The organism is Roseivirga spongicola (assembly GCF_001592965.1).
GTDB classification, from domain to species: domain Bacteria; phylum Bacteroidota; class Bacteroidia; order Cytophagales; family Cyclobacteriaceae; genus Roseivirga; species Roseivirga spongicola.
In genome coordinates this window covers 469,784-490,902 of the sequence record NZ_LRPC01000028.1, presented here as the reverse complement: position 1 = coordinate 490,902, position 21,119 = coordinate 469,784, and the positions used below count along the sequence as shown (strand labels likewise).

Annotated in this window: 21 protein-coding genes; 9 read left to right on the top strand and 12 right to left on the bottom strand. The window is 40.4% G+C overall.

The features are described 5' to 3' along the window. Positions 1 to 133: 133 nt before the first annotated feature. Complete coding sequence (locus AWW68_RS13985) at positions 134 to 568, bottom strand: hypothetical protein (protein WP_068222113.1); 435 nt, start codon at positions 566 to 568, stop codon at positions 134 to 136. A 189-nt stretch (positions 569 to 757) separates the two neighbouring features. Here AWW68_RS13985 and AWW68_RS13980 point away from each other — a divergent pair, with 189 nt between their 5' ends. Next, entirely contained in the window at positions 758 to 1,108 is a 351-nt protein-coding gene (locus AWW68_RS13980) for an arsenate reductase family protein (RefSeq protein WP_068222110.1), read from the top strand. Between the two features lie 46 nt (positions 1,109 to 1,154). On the opposite strand, the gene AWW68_RS13975 is transcribed toward AWW68_RS13980, so the two are convergent. Beyond that, positions 1,155 to 2,567: an alanine/glycine:cation symporter family protein gene (locus AWW68_RS13975; RefSeq protein WP_068222108.1), complete on the bottom strand. Its 1,413-nt coding sequence runs from the start codon at positions 2,565 to 2,567 to the stop codon at positions 1,155 to 1,157. Between the two features lie 118 nt (positions 2,568 to 2,685). Here AWW68_RS13975 and AWW68_RS13970 point away from each other — a divergent pair, with 118 nt between their 5' ends. Further along, positions 2,686 to 3,285, top strand: coding sequence for a biopolymer transporter ExbD (locus AWW68_RS13970; RefSeq protein WP_068222104.1), 600 nt, complete (start codon positions 2,686 to 2,688; stop codon positions 3,283 to 3,285). A gap of 4 nt (positions 3,286 to 3,289) precedes the next feature. On the opposite strand, the gene AWW68_RS13965 is transcribed toward AWW68_RS13970, so the two are convergent. The 3 genes from AWW68_RS13965 to AWW68_RS13955 form a co-directional block, all read right to left on the bottom strand. After that, positions 3,290 to 4,327: an agmatinase family protein gene (locus tag AWW68_RS13965; RefSeq protein WP_068222102.1), complete on the bottom strand. Its 1,038-nt coding sequence runs from the start codon at positions 4,325 to 4,327 to the stop codon at positions 3,290 to 3,292. Next, positions 4,327 to 5,604 (bottom strand): polyamine aminopropyltransferase, encoded by a 1,278-nt coding sequence (gene speE, locus AWW68_RS13960; protein WP_068222099.1) that lies wholly within the window; start codon positions 5,602 to 5,604, stop codon positions 4,327 to 4,329. Before speE ends, AWW68_RS13965 begins: the two co-directional genes overlap by 1 nt. 64 nt (positions 5,605 to 5,668) lie before the next feature. Further along, positions 5,669 to 6,160 (bottom strand): SixA phosphatase family protein, encoded by a 492-nt coding sequence (locus AWW68_RS13955; protein ID WP_068222097.1) that lies wholly within the window; start codon positions 6,158 to 6,160, stop codon positions 5,669 to 5,671. Positions 6,161 to 6,305: 145 nt separating this feature from the next. Here AWW68_RS13955 and topA point away from each other — a divergent pair, with 145 nt between their 5' ends. The 5 genes from topA (at position 6,306) to AWW68_RS13930 (ending at position 12,727) form a co-directional block, all read left to right on the top strand. Continuing rightward, positions 6,306 to 8,792: a type I DNA topoisomerase gene (topA, locus tag AWW68_RS13950; RefSeq protein WP_068222096.1), complete on the top strand. Its 2,487-nt coding sequence runs from the start codon at positions 6,306 to 6,308 to the stop codon at positions 8,790 to 8,792. 72 nt (positions 8,793 to 8,864) lie between these two features. Beyond that, positions 8,865 to 9,833, top strand: coding sequence for an alpha/beta hydrolase family protein (locus tag AWW68_RS13945; RefSeq protein WP_068222094.1), 969 nt, complete (start codon positions 8,865 to 8,867; stop codon positions 9,831 to 9,833). Further along, on the top strand, positions 9,830 to 10,372 hold the full coding sequence (locus AWW68_RS13940) for an HD domain-containing protein (RefSeq protein WP_068222091.1): 543 nt from the start codon (positions 9,830 to 9,832) through the stop codon (positions 10,370 to 10,372). Before AWW68_RS13945 ends, AWW68_RS13940 begins: the two co-directional genes overlap by 4 nt. A gap of 102 nt (positions 10,373 to 10,474) precedes the next feature. After that, positions 10,475 to 11,161 carry an SIR2 family NAD-dependent protein deacylase gene (locus AWW68_RS13935; RefSeq protein ID WP_068224149.1) on the top strand — a complete coding sequence of 229 codons (687 nt, stop codon included), beginning with the start codon at positions 10,475 to 10,477 and terminating at the stop codon, positions 11,159 to 11,161. Positions 11,162 to 11,317: 156 nt separating this feature from the next. Continuing rightward, positions 11,318 to 12,727, top strand: coding sequence for an MATE family efflux transporter (locus AWW68_RS13930; RefSeq protein ID WP_068222087.1), 1,410 nt, complete (start codon positions 11,318 to 11,320; stop codon positions 12,725 to 12,727). A 51-nt stretch (positions 12,728 to 12,778) separates the two neighbouring features. On the opposite strand, the gene AWW68_RS13925 is transcribed toward AWW68_RS13930, so the two are convergent. The 5 genes from AWW68_RS13925 to AWW68_RS13905 form a co-directional block, all read right to left on the bottom strand. After that, positions 12,779 to 13,240 (bottom strand): hypothetical protein, encoded by a 462-nt coding sequence (locus AWW68_RS13925; protein WP_157717658.1) that lies wholly within the window; start codon positions 13,238 to 13,240, stop codon positions 12,779 to 12,781. A 12-nt stretch (positions 13,241 to 13,252) separates the two neighbouring features. After that, on the bottom strand, positions 13,253 to 14,173 hold the full coding sequence (locus AWW68_RS13920; RefSeq protein WP_068222081.1) for a hypothetical protein: 921 nt from the start codon (positions 14,171 to 14,173) through the stop codon (positions 13,253 to 13,255). Then, positions 14,166 to 15,242, bottom strand: a complete 1,077-nt coding sequence (locus AWW68_RS13915) for a cytochrome-c peroxidase (protein ID WP_245660241.1) — start codon at positions 15,240 to 15,242, stop codon at positions 14,166 to 14,168. Before AWW68_RS13915 ends, AWW68_RS13920 begins: the two co-directional genes overlap by 8 nt. Continuing rightward, positions 15,208 to 16,071: an MbnP family protein gene (locus AWW68_RS13910; protein ID WP_068222076.1), complete on the bottom strand. Its 864-nt coding sequence runs from the start codon at positions 16,069 to 16,071 to the stop codon at positions 15,208 to 15,210. The genes AWW68_RS13915 and AWW68_RS13910 overlap by 35 nt, the downstream gene beginning before the upstream one ends. A gap of 243 nt (positions 16,072 to 16,314) precedes the next feature. Beyond that, positions 16,315 to 16,632 (bottom strand): hypothetical protein, encoded by a 318-nt coding sequence (locus tag AWW68_RS13905; protein WP_068222073.1) that lies wholly within the window; start codon positions 16,630 to 16,632, stop codon positions 16,315 to 16,317. Between the two features lie 302 nt (positions 16,633 to 16,934). On the opposite strand from AWW68_RS13905, the gene AWW68_RS13900 reads away from it, so the two are divergent. After that, positions 16,935 to 18,572 carry an ABC-F family ATP-binding cassette domain-containing protein gene (locus AWW68_RS13900; protein WP_068222070.1) on the top strand — a complete coding sequence of 546 codons (1,638 nt, stop codon included), beginning with the start codon at positions 16,935 to 16,937 and terminating at the stop codon, positions 18,570 to 18,572. A 10-nt stretch (positions 18,573 to 18,582) separates the two neighbouring features. Here AWW68_RS13900 and AWW68_RS13895 read toward each other — a convergent pair whose 3' ends face one another. Further along, on the bottom strand, positions 18,583 to 19,659 hold the full coding sequence (locus AWW68_RS13895; RefSeq protein ID WP_068222067.1) for an o-succinylbenzoate synthase: 1,077 nt from the start codon (positions 19,657 to 19,659) through the stop codon (positions 18,583 to 18,585). Then, the gene (locus tag AWW68_RS13890) at positions 19,656 to 20,240 is read right to left on the bottom strand and encodes a riboflavin synthase (protein WP_068222064.1); all 585 of its coding nucleotides are present in this window, start codon (positions 20,238 to 20,240) and stop codon (positions 19,656 to 19,658) included. The genes AWW68_RS13895 and AWW68_RS13890 overlap by 4 nt, the downstream gene beginning before the upstream one ends. Before the next feature lie 108 nt (positions 20,241 to 20,348). Here AWW68_RS13890 and AWW68_RS13885 point away from each other — a divergent pair, with 108 nt between their 5' ends. Then, positions 20,349 to 20,999, top strand: coding sequence for a protein-L-isoaspartate(D-aspartate) O-methyltransferase (locus AWW68_RS13885; RefSeq protein ID WP_068222061.1), 651 nt, complete (start codon positions 20,349 to 20,351; stop codon positions 20,997 to 20,999). The last annotated feature ends 120 nt before the right edge of the window (positions 21,000 to 21,119 follow it).

Genomic DNA, 21,119 nt, shown 5'->3' with positions numbered 1-21,119 from the left:
TTATTATGGAAAGGGGTAGAAAATAGATGCTAGAAGTAAGATTATAAACCCTTACAGTAAACTCATGGACAAAAAAAAGACTGCCAAAGCAGTCTCTTTTCGTTTTTAGTATGTTAAGGTTGATTAAGGGTTCTTATTGAGCTAGTTCGGCCAAGAATGCGTCAACTTTTGACTTTGCATCTCCACCACCAGCGTAAGCCTTCTTCACGGCATTGTACTTTTTAGCTCCAAGGCTATGTTTAGCCAAAGTACCAACTACACTACCTGCAGCTTTCTTCTTTGCATCGATTTGCTTGTTTACAAGCGCCAAGAATTGCTTCTCCCAGTCAGCTGCTGGCTCACCAGATTTCTTCTGAAGCTCTTGGAATCTCTGACCAGTCATACCCTCTTGCTTTTCAATCAATTCATTCACCATAGGGCTGATTTTATCAGTAATTGATTTCTGAGCCAAAAGGATAATCGCGTAATCCTTGTAGTCCTGATCTGTGATTTCGTCTTGAGCTTGTGCTGAAACAGACACAAAGACAAAACAAATAGCAGCTAGAACAACATTAGATAATCTTTTCATAATAGTTTTTGATTTTAGTTTTAATGAAAGGTCAGCGTTCCTTTCAGACAGTTTAGTAGTTTAGTTATTTTTAACAGCATCACAAAAAAAGGCATTTGATCAAAACATACAAATATTAGTATCCCAAAATTGTTTAATTGCGGCTGATTTTGTCAGTTTCCATAAAAAAAGACAAACAACAGATCGAATATGAAGAAAGTCTACTACCTCTCCACTTGCGATACCTGCAAAAGAATAATGAGCGAACTCAACCTTGAAGGATTTGAGAAGCAAGATATCAAAAACGAGGCCATAACTAAAACTCAAGTTGAACAAATGAAAGAGCTTGCAGGAAGCTATGCGAGCTTATTTTCTAAAGTGGCCCAAAAATATCGTGCACTTGGCCTCAATGAAAGAGTCCTCACTGAAGAAGAAATGAAAAACTATATTTTGGAAGAATACACTTTTCTAAAGCGTCCTGTTTTCATTATTGACAATGAGATATTCATTGGGAATAGTAAAAAGAATGTTGAAGCACTTAAGTCGGTCATTGGAAATTAGTCATTAGTCATTCGGTTATGAATGACTAATGACTAATAGCTATTGACTAGTTATCAAACTCCCCTGCCTTAAGCCTGGCGAAGTAGTCTTGAGCTGCTTTCCATGCTTTAGGCGCCAATAATATGGCAGAAATCATGGTAGGTATGGCCATTAGAGCAAAGCTGCTGTCTATCAGGTTTACCACAAAACCCAGCGAAGTAACAGCCCCGATAATAATAGTACCTATATACAAATAGTTATAAAGGTTTCCGTTCTTAGCTCCCAGCATAAAAGACACACACTTCACTCCGTAGTAAGAATAAGAAAGCAGAGAACTCACGGCAAAAACCAGAATGCACAGTCCTAAGAAGTAAGCTCCGTAACCTGGAATAGCAGCATTAAATGCTTCGAGTGTTAAAGAAATACCTGCTATGTTGCCATCTCCTATATACGGTTTGTAAACACCAGTACTCAGAATTACTAGAGCGGTAAGGGTACAAACCAAAAGCGTATCTATAGCTGGACCAAGCATAGCAACCAAACCTTCTCTTACTGGCTCATCCGTTTTAGAATCTCCGTGTACCATAGGGGCAGTTCCTATACCCGCTTCATTCGAGAATGCAGCTCGTTTGGCTCCAGTTACAATTATGGCACCAACACCACCTCCTAAAATGGCATTGCCGTTAAAGGCTTCTTCAAGAATTGAAGCAAATATCTCCGGAATACCAGCTAGGTTTTGAATTAGAATGTAGACTACAAGAATGAAATAAAGCACCACCATAGAAGGAACCATCTTTGAGGCCACTTTAGCAATCCTCTTAATTCCACCAAAGATCACAGAAGAAACCAATACGGTGAGTATTACACCAATAACGGCTGAAGCGTAAGGTATATCTATTCCTAAAAAGGTGAATGATGAAGCCACATCATAACCAATGGATGGCGCCAACACTTCATTAAGGGCAGCGGTTAGCTGGTTGGCTTGGAATATTGGCAATGCACCAATCAATGCGAAAATACAGAAGAAAACCGCCAGAGGTTTCCATTTCTTACCTAAGCCTTCGGTTATTACATACATGGGACCACCCCTAACTTCACCGTCAGAATCTTTTCCACGATACATAACTGCCAAAGTACAGGTGAAGAATTTTGTGGCAATTCCGAAGAATGCCGAAACCCACATCCAGAAGATAGCACCTGGGCCTCCCATGGTGATGGCCACAGCCACTCCAGAAATGTTACCCATACCCACAGTAGCCGCAAGCGCTGTAGAAAGCGCCTCATAGTGACTAATTTGACCCTCTTTATCTTCTTCGTGGTATTTACCAGCTAATACCTGAATGGCATGTTTAAAATATAGAAATGGGCTGAAGCGAGCGTATACCATAAAGAAAAGCCCCCCACCCATTAAAAGAATTAAAAGAGGTATTCCCCAAATCCATCCGGCAAAAAAAGCTACAGCGTCTTCTATAAATCCCACAGTCTCAAATTATGTGAAGCCGCTATAATAACAGATAAGACTTCATTCACCAACAGTTCTCTTTTAAATCGGAGAATAATTCTTTGGTTTCAACTATTTATATAGTTAAACTCACCTCATGAAAGCTATCATTTTGCTTCTATTATTCTTTCAATGGCACGGAGATCAAACGTCTTCAATAGACATCATTCAGAAGCACTATAACAACGATAGAATTGAAGTGAATGTCACAGAGGTAGTTCAATCATTTAAGACTGCATTAATAGAGAAGGGAATTTTGAATGAAGGTGAATTTGAGCATGTTGACATTCTTCATAAAAAGATCTATTCCATTATAGAAGAGTTTAAACCCGAAGCACTTAGCATTCCATCCTTCATTCCTAAGGAGCCATTCCTTAAGGCTCAGAGAGAACTGGAAAACATGGGTGAACAACGTCCTGAAGAAGTCTTGTTTCTCTATGCCCAGATGTTATCCGAAAAGCACATCACATTTAATCTTCATATTGATGAAAGAAGGCTTATATATCTAAATAACAATGACTTACCCATTAATAGTTTTGAAGCCGTATTCATGGGTAAGATAAATGAGCATAAATATGCCTTGCCTGCAGATTCTTGTGTTATTATTACAGCCGATGCCAGAACACCATTTGAATTTGTAGCCTTCGTAATGAAAAAGACTAGAGAACTAGGGATTAGAAAGACTGTTTTGAAGTGAGGGCTTAAAGCAAGCCCTGACTCATAGCCATTAAGTTGATTAGCCTATAGAGCACTCTTGCACCCACGTTGGCATCCCACTCATCATCTGAAGGTGAAACTTCATTTAGGTCGGCTCCCACAATAGTTTTACCCGATTGTACCAGCTTTTTAAACAAGTACATCACTTGTTCGAACTCAAAGCCACCAGGCACAGGAGTACCTGTATTTGGGCAAAGCTTAGGGTCTAAGCCATCAATATCGAATGAGATGTAGACTTTCTCTGGCAGTTCGGCAATTATCTTTTCGCAAATAGCATCCCAAGTAACACCAGCATATTGCTCTTCTTTAATTACCTGATCGTAAAAGCTAACTACTCTTCCTTTCGAACCTTTAACGAGATCAGCCTCTTCTTGACAATAATCACGGATGCCAACCTGCACTAACTTTCCTAGATTTTCATCCTTTAAAGCATTGTACATAATGCTCGCATGTGAAAACTCAAAGCCTTCATAAGCCGTCCGGAGGTCAGCATGAGCATCAATCTGAAGGATTCCTAAGCCCTTATGCTTTTTGGTTAAAGATCTGATATGTCCCAAAGGAGTACTATGATCTCCCCCAAGTAGCACAGTTAACTTACCTTTCTCCTGCCAATAGTCGCACTCTTGCTCAACATACTTCATCAGTTGAGCGCATTCTTCATTCACTTCTTCAAGAATAGCATCCATTTCTTTGGCTAAAACTGGGTTAGATCCCTCTTCGAGCCATTGAATGTACTGTTCCGATTTGGCACGCAACTCCTTCCCTAGTGAATACCAAACCTCAGGAATATCGGCCATAGCCACACCTAGCTTCCATGCTTCAGAAAGATCTGGCTGCTCATAGTCTAGTTGAGATGAAGCCTCCAACACAGCTTCAGGACCATCTGAAGTTCCTGCTCCATAAGAAACAGTAACATCCCAAGGCACAGGAATTACCACTACTTTGGCATCATCGGTACTATAGGGCAACCCAAATAGAGTGCCCTTAATACCAACATTGTTTGGATTGAAGTCTGTTGCCATTACCCAATCATTTCTTTTACAAAGTTTGGCAATGCAAATGCTGCTTTATGTAAATCGGCATTATAATATCTGAGCTTGTTAGCCTTTACAAAAGCATCTACCTCTTCAGTAGGCTTTAAGTTCATTGGGTTGGCCGATCCTTTTGAGCTGTAGCTGAATGACCACATGCCAGTTGGATAAGTAGGAATATGAGCTAAGTAACAGTGTACGTTATCTTGACCAAAGATTCCTCTGTAAGTCTGGTAAATTTCCTTAAAGACTTTGCTGTTAAATCTTGGCGACTCACTTTGAGTAATCATCAATCCATCAGCTGAGAGTATTCGGTGAACCTCCTTATAAAAATCTACAGTGAATAAACCTTCCGCTGGGCCAACAGGATCGGTAGAATCTACAATAACTAAATCGAAACTACCATCGGCAGCATCGTTTACATATTTGATTCCATCATCAATGATCAGGTTTAGCTTAGGATGGTCTAACGATTGGGCTATAGTTGGTAAGTGCATCTTACTTGCCTCGATCACTTTATCATCAATCTCCACCATTACCACTTCTTCCAAGTTCTCATGTTTAAGAACCTCGCGGGCGGTTCCACCATCACCACCACCTATAATAAGCACTCTTTTTGGATCTGGATGAGTTAAAAGCGGAACGTGAGTAATCATTTCATGATACACATACTCATCTTTTTCGGTGGTCATTACCATGCCATCTAGCGTAAGCATATTACCATAAGCTTGTGTATTATACACTTCTACGCGCTGATAGTCAGATTGCACATCGTACAATTTACCATCATGCTTGAGAGAAAGGGCTATTTTATCGTCACGCTCGGTAAACCATACATCTCTGGTTCTGATAGGGTCACCATCTTCAGAGCTTTTTTCATCTCTCATGGCTTTCACATCAAAGTTCTTTCTCTTCAATAAAGCCATTTCACCCCTCTTCAACTCTACAGCCGAACCATGCCCAGCCTGAAATGAATCTTTTAACATCTGATAAGAAACCCAAGGGTTTACCGTATCTCCACAGGTGAATAAGTCTACAGACGCATAACCATATTCAGGCCATGTATGAATAGCCAAGTGGCTTTCTTGTATAACCACAACACCAGAAACACCATAAGGTGAAAAGTGGTGAAAAGTTGAATTAATGATGGTTGCTCCAGCCTCTTCTGCAGCATTTTCCATGCTTTTTTCTATATGAACTACATCGTTCAATAATTCTGGAGAACAGTTGTAGTACTCCACTATAATATGTCTTCCTAATGATGCCATGCGTCAAAAATAAAACCTTCAATTTTTACTGAGCCAAAGTTTCTCAATTATTCTCAATAGATCATTATCCGATTTGGCCAGGATAGTAAAAATCTCGTTCGGTAAAACTATTTTCTGTAATGTGAGACCAACTCTCAAACTCCCCTTCTAGCCATGAACAGGTTGAGGGACTGTAAGACTCAAATTTTCTGGTGAGGTAATTATGTAGTTCTGCAATACCAGGGTTATGGGCTACAATAGCTACATTTTTAAAATTATCATCCATTCTATTCACAAAAGCCCTCATGAGGTTTCCAGTTGCTTCATATAATTCTTCGGCATCCATCATTCTGGGCACTTTATTCAGAGTATCTAGAATGAATTGGCTGGTTTGTAAGGTTCTTTTAGATGGACTGTGGTATATGGCGTCTAGCTCAAAGGGTAATTCTTTCAGGTAGCTAGCCAAGATAATTCCCTGATTCTGACCATTAGGTGTTAAGTTTCTATCGAAATCTCTTTTGCGTTCGCTCGGAAATTCAGCTTCCGCATGCCTAATCAATAATAAATTTCTAACCATTTTAATTGATGTTGTGTTGTTTGTTGAACAACGAATTAAGCAATGTATTGATATATCGCAAAACAGGTGAAAAATCAATTCGTTTGTTTTTTTGAAAGTTTTATGCGCATCTTTGAGGCGCTCAGAGATTAAAATCAAGCCCTACATGTCGAAAAATCTTGTTATTGTCGAGTCACCGGCTAAAGCTAAAACCATAGAAGGATATCTTGGAAAAGACTTCAAAGTAGTTTCTAGTTATGGCCATGTGAGAGATTTACCCAAAGGAGATAAAGCTATTGATATTGAAAATGGCTTTCGCCCCACCTATGAAGTTACGGCAGACAAGAAAGACGTCATCAAAAACCTTAGAAAGTTAGCGAAAGAGGCAGAGACCATCTACCTAGCGAGTGATGATGACCGCGAGGGAGAGGCCATTAGCTGGCACTTAAAAGAAGCATTAAAGCTTAAAGATGATTTCACTAAGCGCATAGTATTCAGAGAGATAACCAAATCTGCTATTCAGAAGGCCTTGGAAAACCCAAGGACTATAGATGAAGATTTAGTCTATGCTCAGCAAGCCAGAAGAATACTAGATAGAATTGTGGGTTACGAGCTTTCTCCAGTGCTTTGGAAGAAGATAAAAAGAGGACTCTCAGCAGGAAGAGTTCAATCTGTGGCAGTTCGTTTGGTAGTAGAAAGAGAAAGAGAAATCGATCAATTCGATGTTCAATCTTTCTTTAAAGTTTCAGCCATCTTCGACATAGATGGTAAAGAGTTAAAAGCCGAACTACCTAAACGTTTCGATACAGAAGAAGAGGCGCAAGCCTTTCTAGAAAGTTGTAAAGCTGCCAACTTCACTATCGAATCACTCGACAAAAAACCTGGAAAAAGATCTCCAGCTGCTCCGTTTACAACTTCTACCCTTCAGCAAGAGGCCAGTAGAAAGCTAAATTTCTCTGTTTCTCAAACCATGACTTTGGCCCAGAGGCTTTACGAAGCGGGTAAGATATCATATATGAGAACTGACTCTGTGAACCTTTCTCAAGAGGCCATGGACGGTGCTGCAAAAGAAATAAAGTCGGCTTATGGAGCTGAATACGCAAAAAGTCGTGTATTCAAAACCAAGTCTCAATCGGCACAAGAAGCTCACGAAGCCATAAGACCAACTGATTTTTCGGCACATACTGCTGGGAAAGACTATAACGAAAAAAGGCTCTACGAACTGATCTGGAAAAGAGCTGTAGCCTCTCAAATGGCAGATGCTCAGTTGGAGCGCACTACCGTAAATATTGACATTTCAACTAACAAAGAAAGACTTGTTGCCCATGGTGAGGTGATAGTTTTCGAAGGCTTCTTAAAGGTTTATATCGAATCTACAGACGATGAAGAAAGTGGAGATGAGGCAAAGGGAATGCTTCCACCATTATCTATTGGTCAGAACCTAAAGTTAGATTTCTTAAAAGCCAGACAAGGCTTTACTCGCCCTTCTGCCAGATATACAGAGGCTAGTTTGGTGAAGAAATTGGAAGAAATGGGTATCGGTAGACCTTCTACTTATGCCCCTACTATTTCTACAATTCAGAAGCGGGAGTATGTAGTTAAGGAAAACAGAGAAGGTAACGAGCGTAAATACATCGAGCTAATATTGAAAGATGACAATATTCGGTCTAACGCTCTTACGGAAATTACTGGTGCGGAAAAGTCGAAGCTCTTCCCTACCAATATTGCAATGGTGGTGAATGACTTTTTGGTAGATCATTTCCCAAATGTGATAGACTACTCTTTTACTGCTAATGTGGAAGAAGAATTTGATCAAATTGCTCAGGGTTCTCAAAACTGGGACAATATGATTAAGAACTTCTACGGTAAGTTCCATCAGACTGTAGAAGAAACAGAGCAAATAGACCGCAGAGAAGTTGGTGCTAGTAGGGAGTTAGGAATTGATCCGGAAAGTGGCAAAACTGTTGTTGCTAGACTTGGTAAATTCGGACCTTTAGTTCAAATAGGTGAAGCCTCTGAAGATGAGGAAGATAAACCTAAATATGCTAGCCTTAAAAAAGGGCAATTCATTGAGAGTATAACACTAGAAGAAGCGCTAGAACTATTCCAACTACCAAGAGAGGTTGGCGAATACAAAGGCAAAGAAGTAGTTACCGCCATAGGCCGTTTTGGACCATATATTAAGTACGATGAGAAGTTTATTTCTCTACCTAAGAGTGCCGACCCAATTAGCATTGAGCTAGACGAATGCATTGAGCTCATCAAACAAAAAGAAGAGGCTGATGCACCTATTTATGTTTATCAAGATAAGCCGGTTCAGAAAGGTAAAGGAAGGTTTGGGCCTTTCATAAAATGGGACAATATGTTCATTAACGTGAACAAAAAGTACGACTGGGATAACCTTTCGGCACAAGATATTGAGGAACTCATTGAAGATAAGCTTAAGAAGGAAAGAGAAAAGGTTATTCATAACTGGGAGTCTGAAGGCATTCGCGTTGAAAAGGCTCGTTGGGGAAGGCATAATGTTATAAAAGGCAAGGTAAAAGTAGAGTTAGCTAAAAATGTTAGTGTAGAAAACATGACATTAGAAGAAGCTCAAACTTTAATTGCCAACAATACTCCTGCAAAAAAGGGAAAGGCTAAAAAGAAGTAATTCTTAACTTTCTTTGGCTTATTTATTGTTTCAAGTCTCCATTGAAATCATTAGTTTTCAAACAGATTGACTATGGGCAGACTGATACTTATATCTTTCTTTATACTTTTATTTTCACCTCTTCTTCACACACAAACCTTCGAAGAAGATACGGTACATATTCAATCCAAAGGACATGATCTTGGTGGAGTCATAATGTTCCCTGAAGGCAAGAAGAAAAAGCTGCCTATTGTACTTATCATCCAAGGTTCTGGACCAACCGATAAAGATGGTAATTCAATTGCTCTGGCAGGAAAGAACAACTCGCTAAAGCTTTTAGCAGAGGTATTAGCCCAAAACGGCATAGCCTCCCTCCGATTCGATAAGCGAGGTGTTGGCCTAAGTAAAGAAGCTGCTATACCAGAAGCTGAGCTATCATTCGATGACTTTGTAAATGACGCCAATGCATGGCTAGAGTTTCTTATAGAAGATAGACGCTTCAATAGTATTGGCATCGCAGGTCACTCTCAAGGATCTCTAATCGGAATGAGATTGTCTCGACATGAAAAGGTAGAAGCTTTCGCTTCAATTGCTGGACCTTCACTAAGTATTGATGAAACCATACTAGCTCAGATTAAGAGCAATCCTTTTAATCCACCTAACATTACCAAAGAGGCCGAAGATATTTTTAACAAGCTCAGAAATGGAGAAAGTGTTTCCACAATCCCTCCTTACCTAATGGCCGTTTTCAGGCCAAGCATTCAACCGTTTATGAGATCATGGATGAAATATGACCCCTTGCTGGAAATTGAAAAACTGGATATACCAATCTTGGTAGTAGCTGGCAGCACAGACTTACAGGTAACCGTAGAAGACGCTCAGCGACTTCAGATAGCCAATGCCAAGGCCGAACTAAAAGTGATTGAAGGAATGAACCATGTGTTGAAAAATTCTTCTGCCTTAACCAATGAAAATACTGCCTCCTATTCAAACCCAAACCTTCCTCTGAATGAAGAGTTCGAGAAGTCGATCAACACTTTTTTTTCTAAACATCTCAAATGACAAAACCTGAAGCCCGAGAAATTCTTGAAAACTGGACAAAGACTGATAGCCTTCTAAGGCATGCCAGAAGTGTAGAATTAGTAATGGAAGCTTACGGAAAGCATTTCGGTGAAGATTCGGAAGAATGGGCCATTACTGGTCTTTTACATGATGCAGACTATGAAAAGTATCCTGAAGAGCATCCGAATAAAATAGTAGCCCTTTTGCGGGAGAAAGGCGAAGAGAAGATAGCACATGCTATTTCAGTTCATTACACAAAATGGGGAGTCAGTTATGAAAACCTATTAGACAAGGCTTTGCTGGCCTGCGATGAGCTCACTGGGTTTATTATTGCCTGTTGCCAAGTGAGACCAGAAGGTGCTAACGGCTTAACACCAAAGTCTGTAAAGAAGAAACTGAAACAAAAGAGCTTTGCTGCTAAAGTAGAAAGAGATGAAATTGAAGCAGGCGTCAGTCTGCTTGAGGTTGAACTGGATGAACACATTCGGTTTATTATCAATGTGTTGGAGCAGAACAAGGAAGAGTTGGGGATTGGCTAACCCCCTATCAAAAACATGTCATTTCCACGAAGGTGGAAATCCCTAAGTTTTGTGCACAGAATTGGGGATTCCTGCCTTCGCAGGAATGACAGAAAAATGGGTATGAAAAAACTAGTAGTACTAACAGGAGCAGGAATAAGTGCCGAAAGCGGCTTAAAGACTTTTCGAGACTCAGGAGGTTTATGGGAAGGTCATGATGTAACCGAAGTAGCTACTCCAGAAGCATGGGCTAAGAATCCTGAGTTGGTTCAGAAGTTCTACAACGAAAGAAGAAAACAAGCACTTAACGCTAAGCCCAATATAGCTCACACTTTATTAGCAGAATTAGAGAAAAACTTTGAAGTAACGGTCATTACTCAAAACGTAGATAATTTTCATGAAAAAGCTGGGTCAACCGAAGTGCTACATTTACATGGTCAGTTATTTCAGTCAAGAAGCTCAATTGATGAGCAATTAGTCTATGAGGTAGATGGTTGGGAACTCAAAATGGGCGATTTATGTGAAAGAGGCTCTCAACTTCGACCAAATATCGTATGGTTTGGAGAAGCTGTTCCTATGATGGAACCCGCCATTGAAGCAACTGCACAAGCGGATATATTCCTTGTAGTAGGAACGTCATTACAGGTTTATCCAGCGGCTAGTCTCATTCAGTACACCAAGGCGAGCTGCCCTATTTACTTAGTAGACCCCAAAAAGCCAGGTGGTTACCTTGGTAGAAATGTCACTTTCATTGAAGAAAAAGCAAGCACCGGGATGCTGAAATTCAAGGAGCTTATTTTCAAAAATTAAAAAACTCTAGGAGTTTTTCGAAAATTGGCCTTGCTTTATAGCATGATTGTTTGAGAGTTGTGTTCACACTTTATGTCGAGGCTGCATTGGTCCTGAACCTAGGATAATCCTTTCCTAGTCGCACATCTGTATTTTTTTATTTCATAATTCTCTACAATGACATCTATTTCTCAAAATAAGTACAAGCGTTACTTTCAATACCTTATTGCCGCTATCCGTGGCAAAGAAGAAGATTTTACTACCGGTAGTATTCGGAAGGCTATTTTTATGCTTTCCATTCCTATGATTCTGGAAATGCTCATGGAGTCTACTTTTGCTCTGGTAGACATTCTATTTGTTTCCAGGGTTTCGGTAAATGCTGTTGCCACCGTTGGTCTTACAGAATCTGTTATTACACTACTTTATGCTTTGGCCATCGGGTTAAGTATGGCCGCAACGGCTGTAGTTGCCAGAAGAACAGGCGCCAAAGACAAAAAAGGGGCTAAAGAAGCAGCTGTTCAAGCCATTATTTTAGGCGTAATCATTTCAATAGTAGTTGGAGCAATTGGCATCATTTACCCTAAAGAAATTCTGGGGCTAATGGGAGGCGAACCAGCTCTTATAGAGGAAGGGTATGGATATACCAGAATCTTGATAGGTGGAAATATCACCATTATGCTACTTTTTCTCATCAACGCTATTTTCAGAGGCGCTGGTGATGCCTCTGTAGCCATGTGGGCCCTGGTGCTATCCAACGGTTTGAATATTATACTAGATCCTATTCTTATATTCGGTTGGGGTCCTATACCAGCTTATGGTGTAGAAGGTGCTGCCATAGCCACTACAATAGGTCGAGGAACCGCTGTAGTAGCACAATTTATGGTGCTTTTCTTTGGTTGGAGCCGTGTCAAATTGACACTAAGTGACTTTGTGTGGAAGGCGGAGGTAATGATGAACCTTATCAAAATTTCCTTGGGAGGAATTGGTCAGTTTCTGATCGGTACATCGAGCTGGGTATTTCTTATGCGAATAATGTCCGAATTCGGTAGCGATGTATTAGCTGGTTACACCATTTCCATAAGAGTTATGATGTTCACCCTTATGCCCTCTTGGGGAATGAGTAATGCTGCTGCAACGCTGGTTGGTCAGAACTTAGGAGCTAAGCAACCCGAGAGAGCGGAAAAATCGGTATGGAAAACCAGCAAATACAATGCTGTATTCATGGTAATCGTTTCGGCTGTCTACTTCCTATTTGCTAAACAAATTATCGGATGGTTTAGCGATGTAAGTGATGTAGTAGAATACGGAGCCTTAAGTTTACAAATAATTACTGCGGGCTACATTTTCTATGCCTATGGTATGGTGGTTACTCAGGCCTTCAATGGTGCTGGAGATACTAAAACACCCACCATTATCAACTTCTTTTGTTTTTGGCTATTTCAGATTCCTGTGGCCTATTTTGTTGCTCTTCAATTAGATTGGGGACCTATAGGAGTTTATGGTGCAATCACCACTTCAGAGATACTTATTGCCATAGTGTCTATCCTTCTTTTCAGGAAAGGTAAGTGGAAGACTACAGAAGTTTAAAAATGAGTAAAGAGCCTCCAATCTATACAATCGATCGGAGGCTCTTTTTACTTAATTGCTTTCACTAAGTGTTTCCTTTGCTGCAATTATAGCCTTATCAATATCCTCAGCCACAATCTTAACACTTGTCAATTCCTCTTTCAAAGCATCAGTTAGTTCTTCCTTACTCATGACTTCATCATCAGCCAGAGAAGAGGCTTCTCCGCCCATCAAAGTACCTTCGGGAAACCTTGCTGAGAAGTTGCGCATCCAGTCCATCATACCATCGTGCGCCTTGGTTAAATCACTTAAGTTGATAAGAATAAGCGAATCATTTTTAGCCTCAATCTTCAATTTGGAGAGCTCACGTTTCAACTGCATAATCTCTCCCATTCTAGCCATGGCTTCATCATGAATAGTAATAACTTCTTCCTTCAACTCACTCACTTCATCTTGCCCTATATTTGAGTCAAATGAAAAAATTATGATAGCTATAAGAATACCTATAGCTATCAAGATTCCTTTAGACTTCATTCTACTCATCATTTACAAGCTGTAGTATAACCCGATTGAAAACCTATCTCCCCCTTCAATTGAGGCAAAATCATCTGTATTGAAGGTTTGCTTAATAGGAGTCTGATACTGAGCATTTAAAGTAAGTCGGCTGACAAAAACCTGGGCACCAAGTGTAGCCATAATGGCTTTACCACCAGTATTGGCTTCTCGAATTCCCTCATTATAGTGATAGTCCCCTTGTTCATAAAAGGCTCCTACAAACGGCAAAACCGAGAAACTGGCGGTTTCCAAATAGCGATAAACATTCAAGGCAACATTGGCCTGATTTCCAAATTCATAGTCCATACTATTGGCTGAGTTGATTTTATAAGATGACTCTACATTTGCACCATACTTACCAAACCTCACCATATAATTGGCTGAAAGAATGTAGTCTAGACTACCAGAGCCCAACTGAAAATTTCGGTTGATAATTTCTCCATCATCAGTTTTCTCAAACTCCCCTGCCGGCAGTTTCAACCCAGCGCCTACATTTAGTGAATGAACGATTCCCTCCATATTTTCACCAGTGTTGAAAACTGAATAGTAACCAACAATCATTGGATCTCCCAATCCTGAAGAACGCACATTTTGATGCGACCCTTCCATGTTATTGATGATATAAGGTACCACATACCTTACTTCAAATCTTGGGCTAAATCGGTATTTTCCAGTCAAGTCGAATCGCTGATAAGTATCGTTAGAATACTCATCTTGAAAGTAGTAGTCATCATTATCTATGTAGGCTTTAAATGAAGCCGAACTGTACTTAAGTCCTATAAAATGTCGGTTCTGCATAGATACGTAACCGAAATAGAGGCCTGAAAGGCTACAACCGCATACATCGCATGCCCAGGTCTTTGGAATGCTCAGTACGGCAATCAATGCAACCAGAATTATTCTTCTATTCATTGTTTCTAAATCTTTCGTCTGAAATAAATGTGTAATCGGTTAGGGTATGGATAAACTCAATAATATCTCCCTGCTCTTCTTTAGTCATAGGTATTCCGACCACTACTTCCCCATTTTTAAATGAGGGATCGAGTGTTGGAGAATCGACCATGCCATTGCCATAATGCTCAAGCACTTCTTCTAGTGTTGAGAACTTAGCATTGTGCATATATGGGGCGGTAATGCCTGCATTGCGAAGGCTTGGCACTTTAAACTTGCCTTCATCAGCCTCATCCTCAGTGATAAGCCCCCTACCCTTATCGCCAAAATCCGAACTGATTCCGTTATTCCGATAGCTTTGATCGGTAAACAAAACACCAGCATGGCAGCTTGAACATTTCTGTTCAAACAGCGCCAAACCACGCGATTCATTCGCTGTTAACTCTTCTTGCCCTTGCAAATACTTATCGTACTTGGAATCTGCAGAAATCATCATGGCAGTGAACTGAGAAAGCGCATGAAGCAAGTAAGGCGCAGTGGCCTCTTCAGTTCCGAATGCAGTCTTAAACTTGGTTCTGTAAGCTTCACTGGCATTGAGCTTTTTCACCACGTTTTCCAAAGACTCATCCATTTCTACATCCGATTCAATCGCATTGATGGGTACAAAGTCAAGATGTGTAACTGCACCATCCCAAAAGAACTCCTTCATAAAGGCCATATTGGCTATGGAAGGCGCGTTTCTTATGCCGAACCGGTTGTCTACCCCAACACTAGTCGGATGCAGTGGTGTGTCGGCAAAAGCCCGCGACTGCTGATGACAGTTATTGCATGAAACACTCTTGTCTCTCGATAATATTGGGTCGAAAAACAGCTTCTTACCCAGTTCAAAACCTTCTGCTGTTATCGGGTTATTCTGAAACGTGTATGTAGGCTCTGGAAAGTGCTCAGGCTTTACAAAAGCCAATACTTCTCCAGGCTTTTCATCAGCTCCGCCCCCACATGACCAAAGAGAAAAAAGCACCCAGCCAATGGCCAGGCACTTTTTCATCACTCTATTAATGACCATGACCATTAGAACTCTGGTGTACATGGTGCACCACAAAGGCATTGGCTAACTGATCTGCAAAAGGCTTACCTGCCTTTGGAGCATGTACCGAATAGGTTGAACTAAAGTCTATATTAACTCCATCTAATAGCTTCAGCACATCAGTTACTACATGAGCATTCGGAGAAAGCTCTTCAGAAACCGAGACGGTTGTTCCAAAATCGAGCGTTCTGGTGCGAACATTGTTCACAAAATTCTCATTGTCAGTAACATCCTTCCAGCCACCAACATGAACAGCAAAGGTTTTCTCTTTGGTTTCTGTACCATTGCCCCAATCTACATATTGCTGGGCTGAGTTTTCGGCAGTTCCCTCAATGGCCATTCCAATGTAGCCAGCATTCCAGTTCCAGAACCAAGCACCTTTGGCCGGATCTAGAACACCTCCCAAAGCACCTTCCTGAACGCCATCTTCAGCCACACCAATAGTGAAAGTTACTTTGCTGTACGAACCGGCAGGTACATTTTCCAGCATTACATTATGACTAGAAGCTACACTCTCCAAGATTTGGTAGTAACCTTTCGACTCGCTGGCAGAAACACTGACTTCATCCTCATAAAGTTCACCATTCGGTCCTTCCAATTTTATTTTGCTCACGTAATAGCCAAACCTGGAAAGGTTGAATTTTTCGCCATTGGTTGTTTCGTAATTGTAATTAGTAGATCCGGGCTCACTTAGCGTAAGCTCGCTAGCCCCTACCTTATTATCGAAGTAAAGTTGAAATGTTCCGAACTCTTCTGGTTGAGGTTCGTCATTTTCACAAGACATAATGGTAACGATAAGCGCCAGTAGCGCTAAAATTTTAGATATTTTCATCTTTTAGATTTCTTAGAATATTAGTTGAACAGGCTAAAACTGATGCGTAGATGTTCTATCTAAAAGTTTACTTAGAAACTAATAGACATCAGCTTTACTCGCTCAAAATAAACGAGTAGATCATCAAGCTTTAACCCAATTCAGGATATAATTGAATAATAGATAAGAGTGCACAGTGTATTCTCACATTCGCCATGAGCAAATGGAATACAGTTAATTCATACACCATTTGGGAAGGGAAATCTATGCCCGGGGAGGCTGAAAAATATCAGAATTAAAGAGGTCGCTAGGAACATCTTCGTCATAAGCCAGTGGCAATTTGTCTTGCAACAGATGCCAAGTGGCTTCACCTATTGCTTCGTCCCTTTGTTCATTGCAGTAAAAGGTATACTCCTTAGGCATCAGCTTTTCAGCATCGTCCTGAGTGTCTTGAGCCGTTTGTAGGTTTTCGCTCAAAACGCAGCTACCGTAGCATACTGTAATGGGTTTGTCTCTTTCGATACAAAGGAACTCAGCAATATAATCTTTCCGTATCTCGTAATCGAGATAGATCAGTGGCATGAGAAAAGTGCTCACAAGCTGTGAGCAAATCACCAAGCCAATAAGAGTTGATCTAATTGCTGACATTATTACAAATGTCCACCATGGTCGTGAAGCCGACAACAAAAAGTTCCATTTTTTGAAGGATGGTTAAAAACCCCTAGCGGCTAAAAGCTGAAAATAGATCTAAGCTATTTCCGAAAATATCATCAGTGCACTTATGATAAAACTGTTTTCAATCTGTCTAAGAATTCTTCAGAACTCTTAGCATCCATCATATTTTCAATGGCCAAAAACATATCTTTGCGACCAAATTTCGATTCATGATTTCAGTTGATGCTGTAGGTGTTGAGTTCAATGGCAATGCTCTATTTAATAATGTTACTTTCAATATTAATGACAATGACCGAATAGCCCTGATGGGCAAAAACGGGGCAGGAAAATCTACACTGTTAAAAATAGTAGCGGGTAAAAACACGCCTACTAGTGGTAAAATATCTGCACCCAAAGAAGCTGTTATAGCCTACCTACCCCAGCACCTGTTGACTGAAGATAATTGCTCCGTTTTTGAAGAAGCTTCTAAAGCTTTCGCCAAGATTCAAGGAATGAAAACCAGAATTGATGAACTCAATCATCAGCTGGAAACAAGGACTGATTATGAGTCAGACGCCTACAGTAAGATCATCGAAGAGGTTTCCGAGCTTAGTGAGAAGTTCTATAGCATTGAAGATGTAAACTATGATGCTGAAGTAGAAAAAACCTTAATAGGCCTTGGCTTTGAGCGTTCTGACCTAAACAAACCTACGAGTCAATTTAGTGGTGGCTGGAGAATGCGTATAGAATTGGCTAAAATACTGCTTCAGAAACCAGATCTTATTCTGCTCGATGAGCCTACCAACCACCTAGACATTGAATCGGTTCAATGGTTAGAAGACTTTTTGAAAACCAGCGCTAAGGCTGTAATGGTTATTAGCCACGATAAAACGTTCGTAGACAACCTCACCAATAGAACCATTGAAATCACCAGAGGCAAGGTTTACGATTATAAAACCAATTACTCGCATTATTTAGAACTGAGGAAAGAAAGACGCGAGCAGCAGCAAAAGCAGTTCGATGATCAGGCTAAAGAAATAGCGGAAATTAAACAGTTTATTGAGCGATTTAAGGGTACCTATTCCAAAACACTTCAGGTTCAATCTAGAGTGAAAATGCTCGAAAAAATGGAAATTATTGAGGTTGATGAGGTAGATACGTCTGCCTTAAACATCAAATTCCCTCCAGCCCCTCGCTCAGGAAACTATCCAGTAATTGTAGATAACTTGGCTAAGCGCTATGGAGACCATGTAGTTTTCGAAGGTGCTTCATTCACTGTGGCTAGAGGAGAAAAAATTGCCTTAGTAGGTAAAAATGGTCAGGGTAAATCTACTTTGGTTAAAGCTATTATGGGCGAAATCGATTTTGATGGAACACTTCAGGTTGGCCATAACTCTATGATTGGCTACTTTGCTCAAAATCAAGCTTCACTGTTAGACGAGAACCTGACCGTCTTCCAAACCATTGATGAGATAGCCAAAGGGGACATTAGGTCGAAAATCAAGGATTTACTAGGCGCCTTTATGTTTTCTGGAGATGCTATCGATAAGAAAGTAAAAGTGCTTTCTGGTGGTGAAAAAACTCGCTTGGCTATGGTGAAGCTACTCTTACAACCAGTGAATCTCCTGATATTGGATGAGCCTACCAACCACCTGGATATTCGCTCTAAAGACATTTTGAAAGATGCCTTAAAAGCTTTTGATGGCACGCTGATTTTGGTTTCTCATGACCGTGACTTTCTAGACGGATTAGCAGATAAAGTATTAGAGTTCGGCAATCAGAGAATCAAAGAGCATTTGGAAGACATCAACGGATTCCTTCGCAATAAGAAGATGGAGAACCTGAGGGAGATTGAGCGGAAGGTGTGATCTAGGTTCATTAAATTATCTCCCACTCCTTAGGCACATTGTATACCAACTCTCCTTTTCTGATCTCCAGTGGAGAATCAAAATTATTGGAGTAAAGCTGACCTGTTCCTAGGCCTTGCGGCAACAGGTTTTCATACTCAGCAGTGAACTGGGCGATAGCATTTAAACCAATATTAGATTCGAGCATGGAGGTCATCCACCAGCCTATATTTCTTTCTTCAGCAAGAGTAATCCACTCTCGACAGGATTTGATTCCACCCACCAAAGATGGCTTCAGAATAATGTATTGAGGTTTGATTTTATCGAGTAGCTCATTCTTTTTTTGAAGTGAATGAATTCCAATCAGCTCTTCATCTAGCGCAATAGGTAACAACTCTTCCTCGCAGAGCTTTGCCATAAGATCTCCTTGACCTGGCATAATGGGTTGTTCTATAGAATGAATTTCTAAGGAAGCTAAATCCGTCAATCTTGAACGAACATTAGATTCATCAAAAGCTCCATTGGCATCTACTCGTAAAGTAATTTCATTGGCAGAGTAATGCTTTCTTATGGATTCAAGCAGTTTAAACTCGGTATCAAAGTCAATGGCACCAATCTTCATTTTGATGGTATTGAAACCGGCTTTTAATTTGGCCTCAATCTGTTCTTGCATGAAGGCTTCATCACCCATCCAGATTAGGCCATTAATAGGAAGACGCCTTTTGCCTTGAGCAAACGGATTATCGAATATCTTAAACTGTCCACCTTTTAAATAATCGAGCAGAACAGTTTCTAAGCCGAACCTAATTGAAGGGAAATCAGCAGGAATCACTTCTGAGGCAAATTCAAGAATATCTACTTGATTGTCTGGTATTTCCATTCCTTCAACTTGACTAAAAAATGAAGTCAATTTTGACTGGAAATCAGGCGAATAATCTTCTGATAGTCCTTTTAACGGTCCTGCTTCGCCCCAAGCTACTTGATCTGGTTTTGATGGATCATAGGCCTTAATCAACCAAGTTTCTTTCTCGGTGAAAGAACCACGAGAAGTACCTGCTGTGAAAGTGAATTTCAAGACATAAGGAATGACCTCAAACTTTAGCCTCATTTGCCTAAAAGTCTTTTAACATACTTCCCAATGATATCGAATTCTAAGTTTACTGAATCTCCTTCTTTAAGCGTATGAAATACTGTGTGGTCGTAGGTATAAGGAATAATAGCTACTCTGAACTTTCCTTCTTCAGAATTGAAACAAGTCAAGCTGGTGCCATTAACGCATATCGAACCTTTTTCAACAGTTACATTGCCTAATGAGGGGTCATATTCAAAGTCGTAAAGCCAGCTTCCATCCTCTTCTTGGATACTCGTTACTGTACCAATCTGATCCACATGGCCTTGTACAACATGACCGTCAAATCGGCCATTAGCCACCATACAACGCTCTATATTCACTTTACCACCAACATTCCAGTTTCCCAGGCTTGTCTTTTGTAACGTTTCATCAATCGCAGTAACTCGGTGTACATTTTCATTTACAGCAACCACTGTAAGGCACACCCCATTATGAGCCACACTTTGGTCTATCTTTAGCTCATTGCTGATGTTACTTTCAATATTGAAGTGATAATTGCTTCCTTCTTGCTCAATGGAACTGATGGTTCCTACCGTTTCTATTATCCCTGTAAACATATGGCAAGTTTACGCATTAATCGGGAAAGCCTGAGCCTCAAGCACAAACGAAAAGCATCAATTTTTTATCGGATTGTCTGCAAATTTTCAGATAAATTCGAAGCTTCAATGCAAGACAGTTACAGACATAAAGGAATGAGAAGGCAGCTCGTGCGAGTTGTTAGAGAGAAGGGAATTAGAGATGAAAGAGTATTAGCTGCTATTGGCAAAATACCGCGCCACTTCTTCTTTGAGAATGCATTTTTGGAGCATGCTTATGAAGACAAAGCCTTCCCTATAGGTTCGGGTCAGACCATTTCTCAACCTTATACCGTAGCTTTCCAAACTGAACTACTAGAGTTAAAGCCTGGAGACAAAGTTTTCGAAATTGGAACTGGCTCTGGATATCAATCCATTGTACTGCTAGAATTAGGTGCCGAGGTTTATACCATTGAGTATCAGAAAGATTTGTACGACAAAACCAGTTGGTTTTTGCCAGAAATGGGATATAAACCAAACTTCTTTTATGGAGATGGTTCGCAGGGAATGCCACGCTTTGCTCCTTATGATAAAATTATAGTGACAGCAGGGGCTCCCACTGTACCCGATGCACTCATTGACCAACTAAAGGTTGGTGGTATCTTGGTGATTCCTGTAGGTGATGCCAAAACTCAACAAATGCTGCGCATTACTAAAACCGCCAAAAACCGTGTAAGGACCGAAACCTTTACTGATTTCAAGTTTGTCCCTCTCATGGGCGAAGACGGTTGGGGGAAGTAAATCGGTTCATTAGAAAACGGAAAACAGTAATCAGAGTTGGTCGGCAATTGGAATTTGACGCTTGTCATTTGTGCTCTCCTTTTCAGTATTTTATTCTAAAATATCTAACGAATACATCAT

Excerpts from the sequence above, each read along its gene's own strand:
- AWW68_RS13890 (WP_068222064.1), bottom strand. The coding sequence starts at position 20,240 with ATGTTTACAGGGATAATAGAAACGGTAGGAACCATCAGTTCCATTGAG.
- AWW68_RS13940 (WP_068222091.1), top strand. The coding sequence starts at position 9,830 with ATGACAAAACCTGAAGCCCGAGAAATTCTTGAAAACTGGACAAAGACT.
- AWW68_RS13945 (WP_068222094.1), top strand. The coding sequence starts at position 8,865 with ATGGGCAGACTGATACTTATATCTTTCTTTATACTTTTATTTTCACCT.
- AWW68_RS13920 (WP_068222081.1), bottom strand. The coding sequence starts at position 14,173 with ATGAATAGAAGAATAATTCTGGTTGCATTGATTGCCGTACTGAGCATT.
- AWW68_RS13895 (WP_068222067.1), bottom strand. The coding sequence starts at position 19,659 with ATGAGGCTAAAGTTTGAGGTCATTCCTTATGTCTTGAAATTCACTTTC.
- AWW68_RS13985 (WP_068222113.1), bottom strand. The coding sequence starts at position 568 with ATGAAAAGATTATCTAATGTTGTTCTAGCTGCTATTTGTTTTGTCTTT.
- speE (WP_068222099.1), bottom strand. The coding sequence starts at position 5,604 with ATGGCATCATTAGGAAGACATATTATAGTGGAGTACTACAACTGTTCT.
- AWW68_RS13910 (WP_068222076.1), bottom strand. The coding sequence starts at position 16,071 with ATGAAAATATCTAAAATTTTAGCGCTACTGGCGCTTATCGTTACCATT.
- AWW68_RS13980 (WP_068222110.1), top strand. The coding sequence starts at position 758 with ATGAAGAAAGTCTACTACCTCTCCACTTGCGATACCTGCAAAAGAATA.
- AWW68_RS13885 (WP_068222061.1), top strand. The coding sequence starts at position 20,349 with ATGCAAGACAGTTACAGACATAAAGGAATGAGAAGGCAGCTCGTGCGA.
- AWW68_RS13965 (WP_068222102.1), bottom strand. The coding sequence starts at position 4,327 with ATGGCAACAGACTTCAATCCAAACAATGTTGGTATTAAGGGCACTCTA.
- AWW68_RS13900 (WP_068222070.1), top strand. The coding sequence starts at position 16,935 with ATGATTTCAGTTGATGCTGTAGGTGTTGAGTTCAATGGCAATGCTCTA.
- AWW68_RS13905 (WP_068222073.1), bottom strand. The coding sequence starts at position 16,632 with ATGCCACTGATCTATCTCGATTACGAGATACGGAAAGATTATATTGCT.
- AWW68_RS13915 (WP_245660241.1), bottom strand. The coding sequence starts at position 15,242 with ATGTACACCAGAGTTCTAATGGTCATGGTCATTAATAGAGTGATGAAA.
- AWW68_RS13970 (WP_068222104.1), top strand. The coding sequence starts at position 2,686 with ATGAAAGCTATCATTTTGCTTCTATTATTCTTTCAATGGCACGGAGAT.
- AWW68_RS13925 (WP_157717658.1), bottom strand. The coding sequence starts at position 13,240 with ATGAAGTCTAAAGGAATCTTGATAGCTATAGGTATTCTTATAGCTATC.
- AWW68_RS13955 (WP_068222097.1), bottom strand. The coding sequence starts at position 6,160 with ATGGTTAGAAATTTATTATTGATTAGGCATGCGGAAGCTGAATTTCCG.
- AWW68_RS13930 (WP_068222087.1), top strand. The coding sequence starts at position 11,318 with ATGACATCTATTTCTCAAAATAAGTACAAGCGTTACTTTCAATACCTT.
- AWW68_RS13935 (WP_068224149.1), top strand. The coding sequence starts at position 10,475 with ATGAAAAAACTAGTAGTACTAACAGGAGCAGGAATAAGTGCCGAAAGC.
- topA (WP_068222096.1), top strand. The coding sequence starts at position 6,306 with ATGTCGAAAAATCTTGTTATTGTCGAGTCACCGGCTAAAGCTAAAACC.